Raw genomic sequence first — 19,671 nt, forward strand, 5'->3', positions numbered from 1 at the left:
TTCCAATGGCTGCACTCTGAGGAGGGGTTATTGATTTAAAAGCTCTGCGATCGCTTCCCGAATAAACGCCTCATCCTCCGGGTTTTGGTAGGGGTTGCCCGCTCGATGGCCCCAGATCGACGGGATAGGCCGGTACTCCGCGTTGGGAATCAGCTCTGCCTCGGCTTTGCAATCCTCGGGAGTGAAGTACAGATCGGTAGTGGCGGGCATAACCAAAGTTTTAGCGGTGATTAACCCCATCGCTTTGGCATAGTCGCCTTGGTAAACCGGGTTATCGCCCACATCGCAGCGCAGCCAAGTGTCGATCATAGCCAGCAGATTGTGAGGGTCGCGCTGGCGGTAGCCCGCCTCCCAGCCCCGCAAAATATAGTCTTCAAGGGAGTCGTAGCCCCAGGCCAGGTAGGGCTTAGCTCGGTAATAGGCCTGGGAGGCGGCCCAGCTAGCGTAGATTTGGGCAAAGGTGTGAAAGCCGCGATCGGGAGTGCCCTCAAACCGTTCGCCGTTCCAGGTGGGATCACTGGTGAGGGCGGCCCGCAGGCTATAGAGAAAGATTTTGTTGTGGTCGGTGGTTTTGGCGGTGCCGCAGAGGGCGGCCAGGCGCTGCACGCGATTGGGGTAGAGCGCGCCCCAGTGGTAGCCCTGCTGCGCCCCCATCGACCAGCCGTAGACTAGGGCCAGCTGGTCGATGCCCAACTCTTGCGTAACTAGAGCTTGCTGGGCGCGCACGTTGTCGTAGTGGGTGAAGTAGACGCCGGGCTGGGCCACGACGGGGCAGTTGCTAGGCGAGGTCGAGAGGCCATTGCCCAACATGTTGACCATCACCACACACCAGCGGCTAGGGTCGAGAATGCCGCCAGGGCGCACCAACCAATCAACATCGGTGTGCTGGGCTCCGTAGGACGTGGGGTAGAGGATGGCGTTGCTGTGATGACTGTTCAGCTCTCCATAAACCTGATACACCACTTCCACTTGGGGCAGTACAACACCGCACTGGAGGGGAAATTCCTGAAGCGTAAACCGCCCCGATGTGACCATACTCATTAGCTAAAATCTGCCGCAATGCTGCGATGGGCTCGCACATAGCCAGCATCTATGCAGGCGAAGTAGGGCTTGAGCTGCCCGTGGGCCGCTGGCAGCGCCTGAAACGGAATTGATGGGTAGAGGTGGTGCTCAGCGTGGTAGGGCATGTTCCACATCAGCCAACGTAGAGGCCAGAGGGTGAGCGTGGTGCGGGTGTTGATCAGCGGGTTGGCATCGTTGGGGCAGCCGGTGTGCTCAGCCAGTAGCACAACCCGCAGTAGGGGTTGACCCACCGCCAGCGGTAGCACCCAGTAGGTGAACAAAAACCACGGCTGGCCCAGCAGGGTAGAGACTACCACCACCGCCGCATAGGTCAGCAGCTGAAGTTGCACCGAACGAACCACCTCAGCGTGGGAGCTTTCGGGTAGATAATATAGACCGTCTAGTTGCCTAAGGGCGACTTTGCTGTGGCTGCGCACCTTGCCGATCCACCAGGAAATGCCGCTCATCTGCCAGGCGTAGTTGCTTAAGCTGGTAGGCTTGTCGTCTTCTAGCTCAGGGTCTTTGCCGGGGATTTGGGTGTAGCGATGGTGCCACTTGTGGTAGCGCCGGTAAAACGTACTGTTATAAAACGACAGCAGCCCTGCTAGCCAGGCTGCTCCGTCATTGAGACGGGGATTAGCGAAGGCGGTGCGGTGGCAGCACTCGTGCATGGCACAAAACATTAGCGCTAGGCTGGCCCCGTAGATGACCAGGGCGGGCAGCGCCAGCCCCAAGGGAGCAGTGGCCCAAAGGTAGCCGCTGATGGACATCACTGCTAAGTGGCCCAAAAATTGCCTGGCCCCAGCCCAGTTCGATCGCTGGTTGAGGGTGGCCAAGGCCGCCGCTGATAAGATCTGGCGTGGCTGACGAGGTAATGGTCTGACTTCGACGGCAGGGGTAGTATTCGTAAGCATGGTTAACGTTCGGGTAGAAAATGTCTGGGCAACGTCAGATAATTAAAAAATTGGGAAGCAGCCTAGCTGCGAAATGCTCGGTTGCTCAAACCACTGTTCCCACAACGACCTACTAACTAAATCGGCCATCACAACAATTCTCTTTCAACTTGTTATGACAAGTGAGCTTAGCACAATTATTCGGGGTGACAAAGCCGTTTTGAGGAATGTCTGCCGTCTGTCGATGGTTTCTTGACCATGGCTACTCCGCTACATATCAGCATTTCTGAAAAGCTGCGCCACCAGATCGAATCGGGGGTGTACAAGTCTGGCGATCGCCTGCCCAGTGAGCACCAGCTGATGGAAACCTTTAGCGTCAGCCGCATTACGGCCCGCCAGGCGGTAGCGAATTTGGTTAGCCAGGGATTGGCGATCGCCTATCGGGGCAAGGGCGTCTTTGTCACCCCGCAGAAAAAGGTCACCTACTCTCTCTCCAGCCCGCTGGTGTTTTTAGAGCAAGACATGGCCCGCCAGGAGGTCGCCTTTTCCTTTGAAAGCCTGATATTTGAGCCTACCCCGGCTCCGGCTGAGGTGGCGGCGGTGCTGGGCATTGCTCCTGAGTCTCGCGTTTACCAGCAAAAAAAACTCTTTCGCATGGATGGGGCCGCTGGAGCGGTTGATCTGTCGTATCTGATCGCTGATCTGGGCAAGCGGTTGGCCCCCCTGCTCGAACAGCAGATGAGTTTCCCCACCCTCGCCCAAAACGGCATTCCCATCGAGCGTATAGACGGCGTAATTGAGTGCACCCATGCCGACTACGACCTAAGCGGTTACCTGGAAGTGCCCCTAGGCCACGCTCTCATGGTTTACCGCTACACGGCCTACAGCAGTGACCAGCAGCCGGTGCTGCATGGGTCTACCATCTCCCGCGCCGATCGCTTTTGCTATTCTCTCAGCACGCGATCGGGTCGTTAGAACCAGTGAACCAGCACCGTGTGCCCAGTCTCTGATCTAGCCTAGAGCAACTGGGCGACTCAGCTAGCCTCGTTATACTGATCACACGCGCCAAGGCCGCAACCTTTGGGGAAGCCGTGACGTCAGCAGATAAATCGGTAGGAGGTCACGATGCAACATCGAACCCATCAAGTTATAACGGCAGTAGCGTTAACCGGCTTGGGCCTAGGAGCTTTGGTTGCTCCAGCGGGGGCGGCTGAGTCAGTGCGTCTCAACTACCGAGGGTTTAGCCGCACGGTGCCCGTGGCGTTATTGACTGCCCTAGCAGAAACCGGTGACTCCTCCGGCTCGCTTGCCGGGCTGCTCAACCAGGCGGGGCAGAACCCAGCGGAGCTGCGATCGCTACTAACTCGCCCTCTACCCGTCAACTCAGTTGTGCTCGATCGCTCTCTCAACAGCGGCCCCGGAGAGTGGGCCCTCGATCAGCTCGGCGACTCTATCCATACCAGTAAAGGCGAGGCCGATCGCCAGGCGCTGCGAGCGGCCTTGGTGCTATCCGCTAGCGACGATAGCCACATCACCCTGCTAGAGGTGCTGCAAAAGTACCCCACTGAAGAAGTGGTGCTGGAGGGCGATCGCATTCAGGATGCCTACAATAGTCTGGCCAGTTTTCTGCGGCCCCTGTCAATTTTTCTATAGCCGCTGCTTGAGAACCCCTAGCAGCTCAACGGTTCAAAAGCGAAACCGCTACCATCCCTACCACAATCGCTACCACCAATAGCGTCAGTGGCTCCAGCTTGAACTCTGAGCCTTTGCTAGAGCCCGTGGCGTAAAAGAATGCGGCAAACACCAGCAATATCACAACCAGATCTAGGCCAGTAAACACAATGCATTCTCCTATGGCCGACTGGAACCTAATGCCCAGCGGTAGCGGTAAAAACTTTGCTTGACCACAAGTGCAGATCTGGCTACAGCTGTTTCGTTTCGCTACCGACTTAACTCAGTATTTTAGTCGTCCTAGCAAAAACTGAACTCTGAAATAAAAGCGTAGATCTCGCCCTAACAGAATTTTTCCCCCTAGCATTTCTCCCATGGGGAGCGCGGGATATTTGTCAAGGGGGCATGAGTTTTTGGTCACCATTCACGCCAGCGCCCCTGTTTAAGCAGGATTACAGCTCACCAGCTAACCGTAACTCTCCAGCAATCTACGTAAAGGATATTCCAACTATGACGACCCTAAAAGTTGGTATTAACGGGTTTGGTCGCATTGGTCGCCTGGTACTGCGCGGCGGCATCAAAAACCCCAATCTTGAGTTTGTCGGCATCAATGACCTAGTCCCCCCTGAGAACCTCGCTTACCTACTCAAATATGACTCCACCCACGGTCGTTTCGACGGCACTGTTGAAGCCGTAGCCGACGGTATTGTCGTAGACGGCAAAAAAAAACCCTGCATGGCCATGCGCAACCCAGCCGAACTGCCCTGGGGAGATCTCGGCGCTGACTACGTGGTCGAATCTACCGGCCTGTTTACCACCTTTGATACGGCTCATCAACACATCGACGCTGGTGCCAAGCGGGTGATTCTCTCTGCTCCCACCAAAGACCCCGACCGCGTACATACCCTAGTTGTTGGCGTCAATCACGAAACCTTTAATCCTGCCAATGACATCATTGTGTCAAACGCTAGCTGCACCACCAACTGTCTTGCCCCTGTCGCCAAAGTCCTTAATGACGCCTTTGGTCTAACCGAGGGGCTTATGACCACTGTTCACGCGGCCACCGCCACCCAACCCACCGTTGATGGCCCCTCTAAAAAAGACTTTCGTGGCGGTCGCGGGGCTAGTCAAAATATCATCCCTGCCTCTACCGGGGCGGCCAAGGCCGTGACCCTGGTGCTGCCAGAACTCAAGGGCAAACTCACCGGTATGGCGTTTCGAGTGCCGACCCCCAACGTATCGGTGGTCGACCTTACCTTTAGAACGGAGCAGCCCACTAGCTATGAGGCCATCTGTACAACGGTCAAAGCCGCCGCCGAAGGCCCTATGAACGGTATTTTGGGCTATACCGAAGACGCTGTAGTTTCCAGTGATTTTATTACCGACCCCCACTCCAGCACCTTTGATGCCGGGGCGGGCATTGGCCTAAGCGAGAATTTCTTTAAGGTAGTGGCTTGGTACGACAACGAGTGGGGCTACTCGATGCGGGTGGTCGATCTCATGCTCTTCATGGCCCAAAAAGAAGGCATTCTCTCTGGCATCAAAATCCCCGCCACGGTGTAGATCAACAAAATACAGCGGTGGCCCCTGCGCTTAGGATACAAATCCTGACTACTGGCAAAAACTGAGGCAGCGCCTTGACAGATAGCTATTGCTTCAAGGGGTGAGGCTAGATGTCCTCACCCCTTGAAGCGGTGGTTATACCTGAGGAAAAGCCCTTTGCCTATCCTGCCTAGGCTGAGGTCGCGCGGTGTCTCCCTAAAACGCGGCGCGGGTGGCCATGTCGCGGGGGCGTTTTTTGATCATTGTGGGGTCGAGATAGGTGATTGCTTCGGCACACGATCGCACCCGTTCAATCGGCTCAAACACATTAACCTGGTAGACGATTTGGTTGTCCCAGTCGAGGGCGGTGAGCCAGCCGCTGCGGGGGTGGTAAACGCCGGTATCAATATCAAGCCAGCCGCGCCCGGCGACAATTTGGCCAGGGTCTACGCCGGGGAAGGTAAAGGTGATGGTGTGGCCCGTAATGATCAGCTTGTCGGAGAAAAAGGGTGTCAGGCTACTGTGGAAGGTTTCGCGGATCCAGCACATTTCGTAGCTGCTCTGCTCGGCAACGGGCAGCATGGGGTTGACCCCGGCATGCACCAGCCACAGATCGCCTAGGTCAATGTAGAGGGGCAACTGGCGCAGCCAGTCAAGGTGGTCTTCAAGGGTGGCGGCAGACCCGTGGTAGCTGGTCAGGGTGGCCTGGCCACCGCTAAAGATCCAGCCCTGAAGGGTGGGAGGGTTGATTTTGCCGTCGACAAAGGTATCGAGAATCAGCTGTTCGTGGTTGCCCCGCACGCAGCCAGCGGCGTTACGGCGCACAAAGTCGACTACGTCAGCGCTCTTAGGGCCGCGATCGATTAGGTCGCCGACACAGTAGACTTTATCGTCGGGTTCTGGGGCGATCGCCTCCCACAGCCGCTGAAGGCCGTCGAAGTGACCGTGAATGTCGCCAATAAAAATGCGTCGGGGCATGGGGTAGGAAATCCATTACCTTTATTATGCCTTAACCCCCAACTCAACTCCTGGTTTTTCGTAATGCTTAAGTGTTTAAAGGCAATTCAACACAGAGTTTCTAACTGAAGTTAGAGATTTGGGATTGTTTAAAGGTAAAACGCTTACTTCTAAGGGCAGATGAGGTTTATTCTCATTGTTCTCAGGCATAATAAAGGCCAGCTTAAAGCACTTACCCCATGCACCAATCCCGATCTCGTAGCCCGCTGCCTACGTCTTCTGCAAATCGAATGCCTGCTCAGCGGCGACGAGGACGGCGGCCAGCACAACCCTGGCGGCGCTTAGCTCGTCATACTCCAGTCTTTGAGCTGAGTGCTCGGTTGGGGGTGAACTGTTTTTTGGGGCTGGTAGCAGGCGTGTCGCTGGTGCGATTGGTGCCCTATCTTCAAACTCAGGTGCAGCAGCTCGAGACAGTGCGCCATGAGCTTGACCAAGCGGAGGTAACCCACGCTCGCCTAAGGGCTGATTTCGATCGCTACTTTGACCCAACCCAAGCCGGTCGAGTAATTCAAGAGCAAACGGGCTATCGCACTAAGTCAGAACGGCAGGTGGTCTGGACGGATTAGGTGAGCCTAGACGGCAAATGCAAGCTCCCGCTGACTGCAATGCTTGCAGTCCTACTTGCCTCACCGATAGCGCTACATCTGATTCCTGAATATATTGGAATGCTCAATGTCCAGGCCAAAGAGGTAGCAACGGATGAATATGAATCAGTCTGTTTGATTCAAAACATCTCGTGTTGATGACTCACTCACAACCTTTAATAAGCAAAAAAAGCTTGGACTAATCTACGGAAAAATTATTTTTGCTGTGATTGCAAATCTGTCATCAATATGTTAATCCGCTCGGCGACATCGGCTTTTGCATTTGGATCAGAATCATGCAAAAACACATCTAGCACAAACCAACGACACAGCGGCGGGTCAATAAAAATTAATCTTAGAATCAGTTGATTCAAAACCTCTGTCACGAGCTCATCCGGTAAGCGCCGAATTTCATCTCGAATGGCTAAGGCCGTCTCTAAGTCTCGGCTCTCACCGACTTTTGTTACAGCTTGAACCACAGCCTCAACCAGTTGGGGTAAATTGATTCCCGACTGACTCAATTCGTTAGATAGGGGTTGATCGTCCAAGGGAATTGCGTGTTAGAAGGTGAGATAGTAGAAAGGCTGGTGTAGGCAATGCTAGCTGGCAGTCGAAAAGGTAATTGCATCCATTGCCAACTACTCGCTGCACAGCCTGCAAGCAAATAATCGTTTCAATACGAAGCATAATAGATAACTTACCTAAGTTGAGCTAAGACTGCTGTATTGGCATCTCTCTTTGGGCTGATTTATGAAAATTTGGCCTTCTATCCAAGGTATGAAGCCGATTCTATCCTTTGAGGTAGATGATTCATAAGGGGAGGTATGTTTGCCCTTTGGAAAAACCTTTCGCCGCAGAAATTTACTACCTCGCTGTCTCAACCGTCATCCTTTAACCACCATCCTTACCAAAAGCAGTCGTAGAAGTTTATGACAACCGCTCAAACCCTCACTGAGACCAATAGCTTCGACCTGAAGCAACTGCTTAAAGTTTTGACTGAAGTGAAGAAAGGAAACTTCTCAGTGCGAATGCCGGTTGATCAGACGGGTATCGCAGGAAAAGTTGCCGATACGCTCAATGACATCATTGACAAGAACGAGCAGATCACCACTGAGCTAGAGCGGATCAGTGGAGTGGTGGGGAAAGAGGGTAAGACGAATGAACGAGCTTCGTTGGGTGGAGCAAAAGGCTCGTGGAAAGCCTGTGAAGGGTCAATCAACACGCTGATTGTGGATTTAGTGCAGCCGATGGCGGCGATTACACGGGTGATTCGATCTGTGGCCAATGGTGACCTGTCGCAGGCGATCGCAACGGAGATTGAAGGGCGATCGCTGCAAGGGGAGTTTCTGCAAACGGCACAAATCGTTAACACGATGGTGTCCCAGCTTCAGTCCTTTGCTTCTGAGGTGACGCGGGTAGCGCGGGAAGTGGGAACTGAAGGTAAGTTGGGCGTGCAGGCCGAAGTAAAAGGGGTGGCCGGCACCTGGAAGGATTTGACCGATAACGTCAACTCGATGGCGGGGAACCTGACGGCGCAGGTGCGGAACATTGCCGAAGTGACGACCGCTGTAGCCAATGGCGACCTATCCAAGAAAATTACGGTGGATGTTAAAGGCGAAATTCTCGACCTGAAAAGCACCATCAACATCATGGTGGATCAGCTCAACTCCTTTGCCTCTGAGGTAACGCGGGTAGCGCGTGAGGTGGGAACCGAAGGAAAATTGGGCGTGCAGGCGCAGGTGCCAGGGGTAGCGGGCACCTGGAAGGATTTGACCGACTCCGTGAACTCCATGGCCGGTAACCTGACGGCGCAGGTGCGGAACATTGCCGAAGTGACGACGGCCGTGGCAAACGGCGACCTATCCAAGAAGATTACGGTAGACGTAAAAGGTGAAATTCTCGATCTGAAAAGCACCATTAACACAATGGTGGATCAACTCAACTCCTTTGCTTCGGAAGTAACCCGGGTGGCGCGAGAAGTAGGCGCTGAGGGTAAGTTGGGCGGACAGGCAGAGGTGCGCGGCGTGGCTGGCACCTGGAAAGACTTGACCGACTCAGTAAACTTCATGGCTGGTAACTTGACTGGCCAGGTGCGAAACATTGCCGAAGTGGCAACGGCGATCGCCAACGGCGACCTATCCCGCAAAATCACGGTCGATGTCAAAGGTGAAATTCTGGAGCTGAAGAACACCGTCAACACAATGGTGGATCAGCTGAATTCCTTTGCCTCTGAGGTGACGCGGGTGGCGCGGGAGGTGGGCACCGAAGGAAAACTGGGCGTGCAGGCGGAAGTAAAAGGGGTGGCCGGCACCTGGAAAGACCTGACCGACAACGTGAACCTGATGGCTGGCAATTTGACCGGGCAGGTACGAAACATTGCTGAGGTGGCAACGGCGATCGCTAACGGCGACCTGTCCCGCAAAATCACGGTCGATGTCAAAGGTGAGATTCTGGAGCTAAAAAACACCGTCAACACGATGGTGGATCAGCTGAACTCCTTTGCCTCGGAGGTGACACGGGTAGCGCGGGAAGTGGGAGCTGATGGAAAACTGGGCGGGCAGGCGCAAGTGCGTGGGGTTGCCGGCACCTGGAAGGATTTGACTGACTCGGTAAACTTCATGGCGGGCAGTTTGACCGCGCAGGTGCGGAATATCGCCGAAGTCACAACGGCGGTGGCGAACGGTGACCTGTCTAAAAAGATCACGGTGGATGTTAAGGGCGAAATTCTCGACCTGAAAAGCACCATCAACATCATGGTGGATCAACTTAACTCCTTTGCCTCTGAGGTAACGCGGGTAGCGCGGGAAGTGGGAACCGAAGGAAAACTGGGCGTACAGGCCGAGGTGCGCGGTGTTGCCGGCACCTGGAAGGATTTGACCGACTCGGTAAACTCGATGGCGGGTAACCTGACGGCGCAGGTGCGGAATATTGCCGATGTGACAACCGCTGTGGCGAACGGCGATCTGTCTAAGAAGATCACGGTGGATGTTAAAGGTGAAATTCTGGAACTGAAGAACACCATCAACACCATGGTGGATCAACTCAGTTCCTTTGCCTCTGAGGTAACACGGGTCGCACGGGAAGTAGGCACCGAAGGGAAACTGGGCGTGCAGGCGGAAGTTCCTGGCGTTGCCGGCACCTGGAAAGACCTGACCGACAATGTGAACTCGATGGCCGGCAACCTGACCGGGCAGGTGCGAAACATTGCTGATGTGGCAACAGCGATCGCCACCGGCGACCTGTCCAAGAAGATTACCGTGCAGGTGAAAGGTGAAATCTTAGAGCTGAAAAACACCATTAACATCATGGTGGACCAGCTCAGCTCCTTTGCCTCTGAGGTAACGCGGGTGGCACGGGAAGTGGGGGCCGAAGGCAAACTGGGGGTGCAGGCTGACGTCCGCGGCGTTGCTGGCACCTGGAAAGATCTCACCGATTCTGTAAACTTTATGGCCGGCAGTTTGACGGCGCAGGTGCGGAACATCGCGGCCGTGACGACGGCCGTAGCCAATGGCGACCTGTCCAAGAAAATCACGGTGGATGTCAAAGGCGAAATTTTAGAGCTGAAAAACACCGTCAATACGATGGTGGATCAGTTAAACTCCTTTGCCTCGGAAGTAACGCGGGTGGCGCGGGAAGTGGGCGCCGAAGGGAAGTTGGGCGTACAGGCGCAAGTTCCTGGTGTGGCTGGCACCTGGAAAGATCTGACCGACTCGGTAAACTTCATGGCGGGTAGTTTGACGGCGCAGGTGCGGAACATTGCCGAAGTGACAACGGCGGTGGCAAACGGCGATCTCTCCAAGAAGATCACGGTAGACGTAAAGGGTGAAATTCTCGACCTCAAAAGCACCATCAACATCATGGTGGATCAGCTCAACTCCTTCGCCTCTGAGGTAACGCGGGTGGCGCGGGAGGTGGGAACCGAAGGCAAATTGGGTGTACAGGCGCAGGTGTCGGGTGTTGCCGGGACCTGGAAAGATTTGACCGATTCGGTAAACTCGATGGCGGGCAATCTGACGGCGCAGGTGCGGAACATTGCCGAAGTCTCGACTGCGATCGCCAACGGCGACCTGTCCAAGAAAATTACCGTAGATGTGCGCGGTGAGATCTTTGAACTGAAAAATACCGTCAACACGATGGTGGATCAGCTGAGTTCCTTTGCCTCCGAGGTAACGCGGGTAGCGCGGGAAGTGGGCACCGAAGGAAAACTGGGCGGTCAAGCCCAGGTGATTGGCGTAGCGGGCATCTGGAAAGACCTGACCGACAACGTAAACTCAATGGCTGGCAACCTGACGGCGCAGGTCCGAGGTATCGCTAAAGTCGTGACTGCCGTAGCCAACGGCAACCTGAAACAGAAGTTGATGCTGGATGCCAAAGGGGAAATTGAAACCCTAGCAGACACGATCAACGAGATGATCGACACTCTGGCAACCTTCGCCGACCAGGTGACAACCGTAGCGCGGGAAGTAGGAATCGAAGGAAAACTGGGTGGTCAGGCGAAAGTACCGGGGGCCTCAGGCACCTGGCGGGATCTGACCGACAACGTAAACGAGCTGGCGGCAAACTTGACGACCCAGGTACGAGCGATTGCCGAAGTGGCCACCGCCGTGACTAAGGGCGATTTGACGCGGGTGATTGCGGTTGAGGCCCAGGGCGAAGTTGCCATTCTGAAAGATAACGTCAACCAGATGATCGCCAACCTGCGCGAAACCACCCAGAAAAACATCGAGCAAGACTGGCTCAAAACCAACCTGGCAAAATTTACGCGGATGCTGCAGGGACAGCGCGATCTGGAAACGGTTTCCAAGCTGATCTTGTCCGAACTGGCTCCCCTGGTATCCGCCCAACACGGCGTCTTCTACCTACTAGAAACCAGCGAGATCCATCCCCCGTTCCTGAAATTGCTCAGCACCTACGCCTATCGAGAGCGCAAGAGTCTAGCCAATCGCTTCTATCTCGGCGAGGGCTTGGTCGGACAATGTGCCCTCGAGAAAGAGCGCATTCTGGTCACTGAGGTGCCCTCAGACTACATCAGGATCAACTCTGGACTGGGTGAAGCTTCACCGATGAACGTGGTCGTGTTGCCCGTTCTGTTTGAGGGTCAGGTGACGGCCGTAGTCGAACTAGCTTCCTTCAACCACTTCAATGAAATTCACCTCACTTTCTTCGACCAATTGACCGAAAGTATCGCGATCGTTCTCAACACGATCGCTGCCAGTATGCGAACCGAGGAACTGCTGAAACAGTCCCAATCTCTGGCGGAAGAAATGCAGGGTCAACAAACTGAGCTCACCGACACCAACCGGCGTTTGGAGCAACAGGCGCAATCCTTGAAAGCGTCAGAGGACTTACTCAAGAGTCAGCAAGAGCAATTACAACGGACCAACGAAGAACTGCAAGAAAAAGCCGAACTATTGGCGAAGCAGAACAGCGAAGTAGAGCGCAAAAACAGCGAAATCGAGCAGGCACGATTGTCTTTGGAAGAAAAAGCTGAACAGCTAGCGCTCACTTCTAAATACAAGTCTGAGTTTCTGGCAAACATGTCCCACGAACTCCGAACTCCGCTGAACAGCTTGCTGATTCTGGCTCGACTCCTGTCCGACAACAGTGAGAGCAACTTGACCCACAAACAGGTGGAATACTCTCAGACCATTTACTCTGCCGGAAATGACTTGCTAGGGCTGATTAACGACATCCTCGATCTGGCGAAGATCGAATCCGGCACAATTTCAGTGAATGCCGAGCCTATCCTGTTTGCCGATCTGCAAGTGCATCTAGAGCGTACCTTCCGTCAGGTCGCCGTCGATCGCAAACTCGATTTTCACATGCACTTCAGCGAGCAACTGCCACGCACCCTTTACACCGATGCCAAGCGGCTGCAACAGGTATTGAAAAACTTGCTGGCAAACGCCTTCAAGTTCACAGAGCGGGGACAGGTAGAGTTAGACGTCAGCGTCGTCACCCAGGGTTGGAGCCTAGAGAAAGCCAGATTAAATCAGGCGGATCAGGTGATTGCCTTTGCGGTGACCGATACGGGCATCGGCATTGCTCCAGAGAAGCAGCAGATTATCTTTGAAGCCTTCCAGCAAGAAGATGGGACAACGAGCCGCCGCTATGGTGGCACCGGTTTGGGCCTGTCGATTAGCCGGGAGATCGCCCAACTTTTGGGAGGTGAAATTCGCCTGACGAGTGAACTGGATCAAGGCAGTACGTTCACCCTATATCTGCCAGTGACCTATGTGGATCGCCATGAGAATGGGGAGACAGGCAGACGGGAAGGTCGGGAGCAGAGAACTATTTCGGTAGAAGCCCGCAGAGCGCCAACTCCAAATGGCTCTACGGCTTACTCGGCTAGCTCGGCGACCGCATTGCGCCCCACAGAAGTCGCGTCACCCGCCCCGTCAGAGGGCATCCGAGCCGCTATTCCGGTCACCGCAACTCAAGTGGGTACCTTTTCAGTTGATCCGACGCTAGAAGACGATCGCGTTTCGATCGAACCCAATGATCGCTCTTTGCTAATTATCGAAGATGACGTTAACTTCGCCCGCATCTTGCTCGATCTGTCGCGGGAACACGGCTTCAAAGGCTTAGTGGCCACCCGGGGAGATGTGGGATTACAGATGGCGCGAGAATTTCAGCCCTCTGCCATCATGCTTGACATCCGGTTGCCCATTTTGGACGGTTGGACCGTACTGAACTACCTCAAGCACGACCCTGATACCCGCCACATTCCAGTTCACATTATGACCGTGGAAGATGGACAAGATCGCAGCTTGCGGCAGGGCGCGATCGCCTACCTCCAAAAACCCGTCAGCAGTGAATCTCTGCTTAATGCCCTGGCAAGCATGAAAGAGTTTGTGGAACGGTTAGTCAAGAGCTTGTTAGTGGTAGAAGACGACGACCAGCAACGCCAAAGCATCGTCGATTTGATTGGAAACAGCGATGTCAGCATCACGGCAGTTGCAACCGCTGCCGAAACCATAGCCGCTATTCGCGACCAACAGTTTGATTGTGTAGTCCTCGATCTGCTGCTGCCCGATGCTAAGGATTTTGAGCTACTCGAACAAATCAAGCGCGAACCGAACTTAGGTCGCCTGCCGATCATTGTTTACACGGGCAAAGATCTAACCGCTCAGGAAGAAACAGAATTGCACCGCCTGTCCGACACCTTAATCATCAAGGATGCGCGATCGCCCGAACGTCTGCTCGACGAAACCAGTTTATTCCTCCATCGGATTCAGGCAAACTTACCTGAGCACCAACGGTTGATGCTAGAACAAGTACGGCGGAACGATCCAATTTTGGCAGACAAAAAAGTGCTGATTGTGGATGATGACGTTCGCAATATCTTCGCCCTCACCAGCCTGCTAGAGCGTCAGCAAATGCAGGTGCTCTACGCCGAAAGCGGCAGAGATGGCATCAATACTTTGCAGGCAAATCCTGATATTGATGTGGTGCTGATGGATATTATGATGCCTGGAATGGACGGTTACGAAACCATGGGGGAAATCCGCCAGATTAGCCAGTTTGCCGATCTGCCGATGATTGCCCTCACGGCCAAAGCCATGAAAGGCGATCGCGAAAAATGTCTAGAAGCCGGTGCAAACGATTACATTACTAAACCAGTCGAAATGGAGCAACTGCTGTCTCTACTGCGAGTTTGGCTCTCCCGGTCTAGGGACTAGATGCTAGAGGGTGAGAACTGGGCTGCTCTCACCCTCAATTCATACTTTGCTTGGCAGTTTATTCTCTCCATCCTCCAATTTTCCACACCATGCCCTTTGAACCCAAAGCCAACATTCTTCTAATTGACGATCGAATAGAAAACTTGATCGCCCTAGAAGAAATTTTGTGCAAATTGGGGCAGAATCTCGTGACCGCCCAGTCCGGAAAAGAAGCGCTTCGATGTCTGCTGAATCAGGATTTCGCCGCAATTCTGTTAGATGTGGAAATGCCAGGCATGGACGGATTTGAAACCGCATCCCTGATTCGGCAGCGAGAGCGATCGGAACACACCCCAATCATCTTTGTCACCGCGTTTAGCACCGACGATCAGTTGCAGATGAAGGGCTACGCGCTGGGAGCAGTGGATTATTTACTCAAACCAATCAACCCCGAAATTCTGCTTTCCAAAGTCTCTGTATTTGTTGAATTGTTCAAAAAGACCCAAGAGATCCAGCGGCAATCGGCAGAATTAGCCATGCAGAAGGTCGAGATTATTCAGGAACAGCTTGCTCGTCAACAAGCAGAAGCTGCCAACCGCATGAAAGATGAATTCATGGCGATCGTTTCCCACGAACTACGAACCCCGCTCAACGCGATTTTAGGCTGGTCAAAACTATTGATGGCAGGCAAACTTGACGAGAGCGCGACCAGCCGCGCTCTCGAAACGATTAATCGCAATGCCCTGTCTCAGGCGCAACTCATCGATGACATCCTAGATGTCGCCCGCCTGACCAGCGGCAGAGTAAAAATTCATCAACAGCCGGTCAACTTACTCAATTTGATTTCAAACGAACTGGAGTCCATTCGTCCTGCGGCAAACGAAAAAGGTATTCAACTGACGGGTGATTTTACGTCCGATCACTGCATTATCAGCGGCGACTTGCAGCGCCTACAGCAAATTCTTCGCAATTTACTCTCAAACGCTATCAAATTCACGCCAGAAAGCGGGCAGGTTGAGGTGGGGTTAAAGCGAATCATAAGCAATGAGTCAGGGATAATTGGCAGAAACCAAGAGTCACAACAAGTGACCCAACACCCCTTACCAATCACTGCATTTGCCCAAATCACTGTAGCTGACACCGGAATCGGCATTGACTCTGATTTTCTACCTCAGATTTTTGAATACTTTCGCCAAGCAGATTCGTCTTCCACCCGTTCTCATGATGGGTTAGGGCTAGGATTGGCGATCGTCCGCCAACTCGTTGAGCTTCACGGCGGCAAAATTGATGCTGCCAGTGAGGGCAAGGACAAAGGCTCAACCTTTACCATCTTTCTGCCGTTGCACAATCCAACCCAGTGTGACCCATCTTCTGAGATGCCAAACCAGGAGTCATTGCCTAGCGATTTAGCCCTAGAAAATATCTCTGTTTTGTTAGTAGATGACAATGTTGATAATCGAAACTATCTAGTTACTGCGCTGGAGCTAGCGGGTGCTCAAGTCACAGCGGTGGCGAGTGGACAAGAGGTGATAGATTACCTACAACACTCGCACCCCGATGTGTTGTTGAGCGACATTGCCATGCCCGACGAAAATGGTTATGAACTACTGCAACGAGTTCGGATGGTTGAGCAAGAGCGGGGGAGGACAATCCCGGCGATCGCCCTAACGGCCTATGCCAAGCAAGAGGATCGACATCAAGCACTCTCAAGTGGCTTTCAACAATTCCTCGCCAAACCCATTGATCCAGTTCAGTTAATTGAAGTTGTAGCAAAGGCCGCTAGAGCAAAAGTTGGCAAGCTGACGGCCCTCTAAACACCCATCAAACCTCTTTGATCGTCCTTAGCAACTAACACTAAATCCTTCTTGATTACCCCCGATTCAGAAGGGCGAATGCGATGGAGCCTCCTCAGCTACGCCTACGCCCCTACGGTTTGACCTCTTTGAAATCGGGGTTATGTGATTCGGATTTGGTATTAGGGATAAAAGGTAGTGGTCGGTAGCCCAAGAGATTCTTCGATGCCCATCATCAGATTGAGGCACTGCACCGCCTGGGATGCCTGGCCTTTCATCAGGTTGTCGATCGCCGACATGACGATCACGCGGCCGGTGCGGGGGTCAGTTTCAAGGCCGATGTAGCAGCGGTTGGTGCCCCAGGCCCACTTGGTTTGGGGGTAGGTGCCGCTGGGCAGCACCGTCACCCAGGGAGAAGAGCGGTAGAAGGCGCTGTAGATGGTGAGCAGATCGTCGCGCACCAGGCCGGGGTCTCGCAAGGTGGCATAGATGGTGGCCAAAATGCCCCGCACCATCGGAATGAGGTGGGGTGTAAACTGCACCATCACCTCTTGACTGGCCAAGCCAGTACATATGGCTTCAATTTCGGGTGTATGACGGTGGCGGGCAACGCCGTAGGCCCCTAAAGAGTTGCTGGCTTCGGCGAGCAGCATGCCGGTTTTGGCCACTCGACCACCGCCAGAGGTGCCAGATTTAGCATCGATGATTAGGGTTTCGGGCTGGGCGAGGCCCTGCTTGAGCAGCGGAGCAATGCCGAGCAGGCTGGCGGTGGGATAGCAGCCAGGACAGCCCACTAAGCGGGCGTTACGAATGCGATCGCGAAATAGCTCAGGCAGCCCATACACGGCTTCCCCCGCAATGCTCTGGTCGCTGCGATCGCCTCCGTACCACGACTGGTAGGTATTCAAATTTTCAAAGCGGTAGTCGGCGGAGAGATCGAGCACCCGACAGCCCCGCTCCAGCAGCGTTGGGGCCATGGTGTGAGCCAGCCCGTTGGGTAACGACAGAAATACAACTTGGCAACGCTGGGCGATTTCGCCCAAATCTACGGCTTCCACCGTCAAATTGACGGAACCTGCCAGATGGGGATAGATATCGGTGTAGGGTTGCCCGGCGCTGCTGTCGCCCCCCAAGTAGACCAGCTCTACCCCTGGATGCTGGGTAAGCAGCCGCACCAATTGCACCCCGCCGTAGCCCGACGCGCCCACGATGCCGACTTTGATTTTTCCGACGGGTGACTCGCTCATGGTTCTGGGGCTGGTTGGGTTGAGGAATATATAGAGGGAGTAGGGCGGCTCTGGGGGGCGATCGCTAATCCAGTTAGCCCCTTCCTCTTAGATCAGCACTGTAATAGTAAACCAGTAATCTCCAATTCAACATGGTGGCTTCGGATGCTGTTACTGGTCTGTCAGCTAAGGTCGATGGTGCTAGATTTACCGCTGATCTTAGGGATGCGACCATTCTCTCTATGAAGCGCAGGTCATAAAGCTAGAATTTTAGAAGCCAACGTTCTTTCTACAGGTTCGCCCCACCGTGCTCAACCCAGAATCGGAGATGCCGCCCGCCCTTCGTCAGTCCCCCTCCGACCTCGAACTGCCCTCCGATTTTCAGTTCGATTCTATTGAGTCGGCGCTCCACGACCTGGCGGCCGGCAAATCAATTGTGGTGGTGGATGACGAAAACCGCGAGAACGAAGGGGACGTGATTTGCGCCGCCCAGTTTGCCACCCCCGACATCATTAACTTCATGGCAGTGGAAGCGCGGGGGCTAATCTGCCTGGCGATGACCGGAGAACGGCTCGACCAGCTGGATCTTCCCCTGATGGTCAGCCCCAGCGCCTTCGAGGACGAAAACGAGCAGACCGCCTTCACCGTCAGCATCGACGCTGCCCTGAGCTGGGGCGTCACCACAGGCATTTCTGCCGACGATCGCGCTCGCACCATTCAAGTTGCCATTAACCCCAATGCTCGCCCCCAAGACCTGCGCCGGCCAGGACACATTTTCCCTTTGCGGGCCAAGGATGGCGGCGTGCTGAAGCGGGCCGGCCATACTGAAGCCGGGGTCGATCTGGCTCGGCTGGCGGGGCTCTACCCCGCCGGGGTGATCTGCGAAATTCAGAACCCGGATGGGTCGATGGCGCGACTGCCCGAGTTAGTCAGCTATGCCAAAGCCTTTGGCCTCAAGCTAATCAGCATTGCTGACTTAATTCACTACCGCTTGCAGCACGAGCGCTTTGTGCAGCGCGAGGCGGTGGCCAGCATGCCCACTCAATTTGGTGACTTTGCCATCTACGCCTACCGTAACTTGCTCGACGGCTCCGAGCATGTGGCCATGGTGAAGGGCGACCCCGCCACCTTTGCCGACCAGTCGGTGATGGTGCGCGTCCACTCTGAGTGCCTGACCGGGGATGCCTTTGGCTCTCTGCGCTGCGACTGCCGCATGCAGCTCCAGGCGGCGCTAAAAATGATCGATGCGGCCGGGCGTGGCGTAGTGGTTTACCTACGCCAGGAGGGGCGCGGCATTGGCCTGGTCAACAAGCTTAAAGCCTACTCGCTGCAAGATATGGGCCTTGACACGGTTGAGGCCAACGAGAAATTGGGCCTGCCCGTAGACCAACGCAACTACGGCATCGGCGCACAAATTCTCAACGACATCGGTGTGCAGAAGTTTTGCCTGATTACCAACAACCCTCGCAAAATTGCGGGTATCAAGGGCTATGGCCTGGATATGGTGAGCCGAGTGCCGCTGATTATTGAGGCTACCGCCTACAACTCGGGCTACTTGGCCACCAAAGCTCAAAAGCTGGGCCACCTGCTGGTGCAGACTTACCTGGCAACGGTGGCTATTCATTGGCGCAGCGGCGACTTGCCGGTGCAGGATCGCTACCAAAAGTTAGAGCACCTGCGCGAACTAGCCCACAGTCAGGGGCTGTTGCTGCAAGAAGAAGCCCGACCGGTAGCGGCAGCACTGTTTAGCCAGCCGGATCTGATTGTGAACCTAGGGCTAGATACCTTGCCTGTGGAGGGGTCTGAGGTGTGGTACCACGACTGTGAGCAGCCACAGATGAATGCGATCGCCACCCTACTCGACAAACTCGCCGCCTGGCCCGAAATTGACCAGCTCGCGTTCCTCATCTCCGGTGGCAGCGACCCTTTCAGTGGCTTGCAGGTGGGCCTCGATCGCCAGGTCTTTCACCACGACGCAGTGCCCACCCCCGAGACTGTCAAACCCTCCGACCTCTGCGGCAGCCTAGAAAGCCAGCGCATATACGTGTTCTCCAGCCACATCCCATCAGATTAGTTAGGTTCAGCCTTATGCGAAATTTGGACAAAAAACATCAAGCAATGGCCTCTTTGAGAGGAGTTGCACGGCGATTTCCGGCACAATAAACTGTTACGCCAGAGCTTTTTGATTAGGATGCATAACACATAATTCTTTTGTCATAAGC

Annotated in this window: 13 protein-coding genes; 7 read left to right on the forward strand and 6 right to left on the reverse strand. The window is 54.5% G+C overall.

The window, feature by feature from the left end; genetic code table 11:
- Positions 1 to 27 precede the first annotated feature (27 nt).
- Together H6F59_RS06790 and H6F59_RS06795 are read right to left on the reverse strand one after the other, a co-directional pair.
- Positions 28 to 1,041: an alpha/beta fold hydrolase gene (locus tag H6F59_RS06790; protein WP_313887134.1), complete on the reverse strand. Its 1,014-nt coding sequence runs from the start codon at positions 1,039 to 1,041 to the stop codon at positions 28 to 30.
- Entirely contained in the window at positions 1,041 to 1,976 is a 936-nt protein-coding gene (locus tag H6F59_RS06795) for a fatty acid desaturase (RefSeq protein WP_190696748.1), read from the reverse strand. The genes H6F59_RS06790 and H6F59_RS06795 overlap by 1 nt, the downstream gene beginning before the upstream one ends.
- A 237-nt stretch (positions 1,977 to 2,213) precedes the next feature.
- Here H6F59_RS06795 and H6F59_RS06800 point away from each other — a divergent pair, with 237 nt between their 5' ends.
- Positions 2,214 to 2,930, forward strand: coding sequence for a GntR family transcriptional regulator (locus tag H6F59_RS06800; RefSeq protein ID WP_190696751.1), 717 nt, complete (start codon positions 2,214 to 2,216; stop codon positions 2,928 to 2,930).
- 150 nt (positions 2,931 to 3,080) lie between these two features.
- The gene (locus H6F59_RS06805; RefSeq protein WP_190696754.1) at positions 3,081 to 3,608 is read left to right on the forward strand and encodes an alpha/beta hydrolase; all 528 of its coding nucleotides are present in this window, start codon (positions 3,081 to 3,083) and stop codon (positions 3,606 to 3,608) included.
- Between the two features lie 25 nt (positions 3,609 to 3,633).
- Here the strand turns inward: H6F59_RS06805 and H6F59_RS06810 are convergent, their stop codons facing one another.
- On the reverse strand, positions 3,634 to 3,795 hold the full coding sequence (locus H6F59_RS06810) for a hypothetical protein (protein WP_190696757.1): 162 nt from the start codon (positions 3,793 to 3,795) through the stop codon (positions 3,634 to 3,636).
- Positions 3,796 to 4,136: 341 nt separating this feature from the next.
- Between H6F59_RS06810 and gap the strand changes: the two genes are divergently transcribed.
- Positions 4,137 to 5,189 carry a type I glyceraldehyde-3-phosphate dehydrogenase gene (gap, locus tag H6F59_RS06815; protein WP_190696760.1) on the forward strand — a complete coding sequence of 351 codons (1,053 nt, stop codon included), beginning with the start codon at positions 4,137 to 4,139 and terminating at the stop codon, positions 5,187 to 5,189.
- A 195-nt stretch (positions 5,190 to 5,384) separates the two neighbouring features.
- Here the strand turns inward: gap and H6F59_RS06820 are convergent, their stop codons facing one another.
- On the reverse strand, positions 5,385 to 6,146 hold the full coding sequence (locus H6F59_RS06820; RefSeq protein ID WP_190696762.1) for a metallophosphoesterase family protein: 762 nt from the start codon (positions 6,144 to 6,146) through the stop codon (positions 5,385 to 5,387).
- A gap of 269 nt (positions 6,147 to 6,415) precedes the next feature.
- On the opposite strand from H6F59_RS06820, the gene H6F59_RS06825 reads away from it, so the two are divergent.
- Complete coding sequence (locus H6F59_RS06825) at positions 6,416 to 6,751, forward strand: hypothetical protein (RefSeq protein WP_190696765.1); 336 nt, start codon at positions 6,416 to 6,418, stop codon at positions 6,749 to 6,751.
- Positions 6,752 to 6,984: 233 nt separating this feature from the next.
- Here H6F59_RS06825 and H6F59_RS06830 read toward each other — a convergent pair whose 3' ends face one another.
- The gene (locus H6F59_RS06830) at positions 6,985 to 7,317 is read right to left on the reverse strand and encodes a hypothetical protein (protein ID WP_190696768.1); all 333 of its coding nucleotides are present in this window, start codon (positions 7,315 to 7,317) and stop codon (positions 6,985 to 6,987) included.
- A 381-nt stretch (positions 7,318 to 7,698) separates the two neighbouring features.
- Between H6F59_RS06830 and H6F59_RS06835 the strand changes: the two genes are divergently transcribed.
- On the forward strand, positions 7,699 to 14,451 hold the full coding sequence (locus tag H6F59_RS06835; protein WP_190696770.1) for a HAMP domain-containing protein: 6,753 nt from the start codon (positions 7,699 to 7,701) through the stop codon (positions 14,449 to 14,451).
- An 89-nt stretch (positions 14,452 to 14,540) separates the two neighbouring features.
- Positions 14,541 to 16,244, forward strand: a complete 1,704-nt coding sequence (locus H6F59_RS06840; RefSeq protein ID WP_190696773.1) for a response regulator — start codon at positions 14,541 to 14,543, stop codon at positions 16,242 to 16,244.
- Between the two features lie 161 nt (positions 16,245 to 16,405).
- On the opposite strand, the gene argC is transcribed toward H6F59_RS06840, so the two are convergent.
- Positions 16,406 to 17,470: an N-acetyl-gamma-glutamyl-phosphate reductase gene (gene argC, locus H6F59_RS06845; protein WP_190696778.1), complete on the reverse strand. Its 1,065-nt coding sequence runs from the start codon at positions 17,468 to 17,470 to the stop codon at positions 16,406 to 16,408.
- A 307-nt stretch (positions 17,471 to 17,777) separates the two neighbouring features.
- On the opposite strand from argC, the gene ribBA reads away from it, so the two are divergent.
- Positions 17,778 to 19,523, forward strand: coding sequence for a bifunctional 3,4-dihydroxy-2-butanone-4-phosphate synthase/GTP cyclohydrolase II (gene ribBA / locus H6F59_RS06850; RefSeq protein ID WP_190696781.1), 1,746 nt, complete (start codon positions 17,778 to 17,780; stop codon positions 19,521 to 19,523).
- The last annotated feature ends 148 nt before the right edge of the window (positions 19,524 to 19,671 follow it).

Origin of the sequence: Nodosilinea sp. FACHB-141, from assembly GCF_014696135.1 — a bacterium.
GTDB lineage: Bacteria > Cyanobacteriota > Cyanobacteriia > Phormidesmidales > Phormidesmidaceae > Nodosilinea.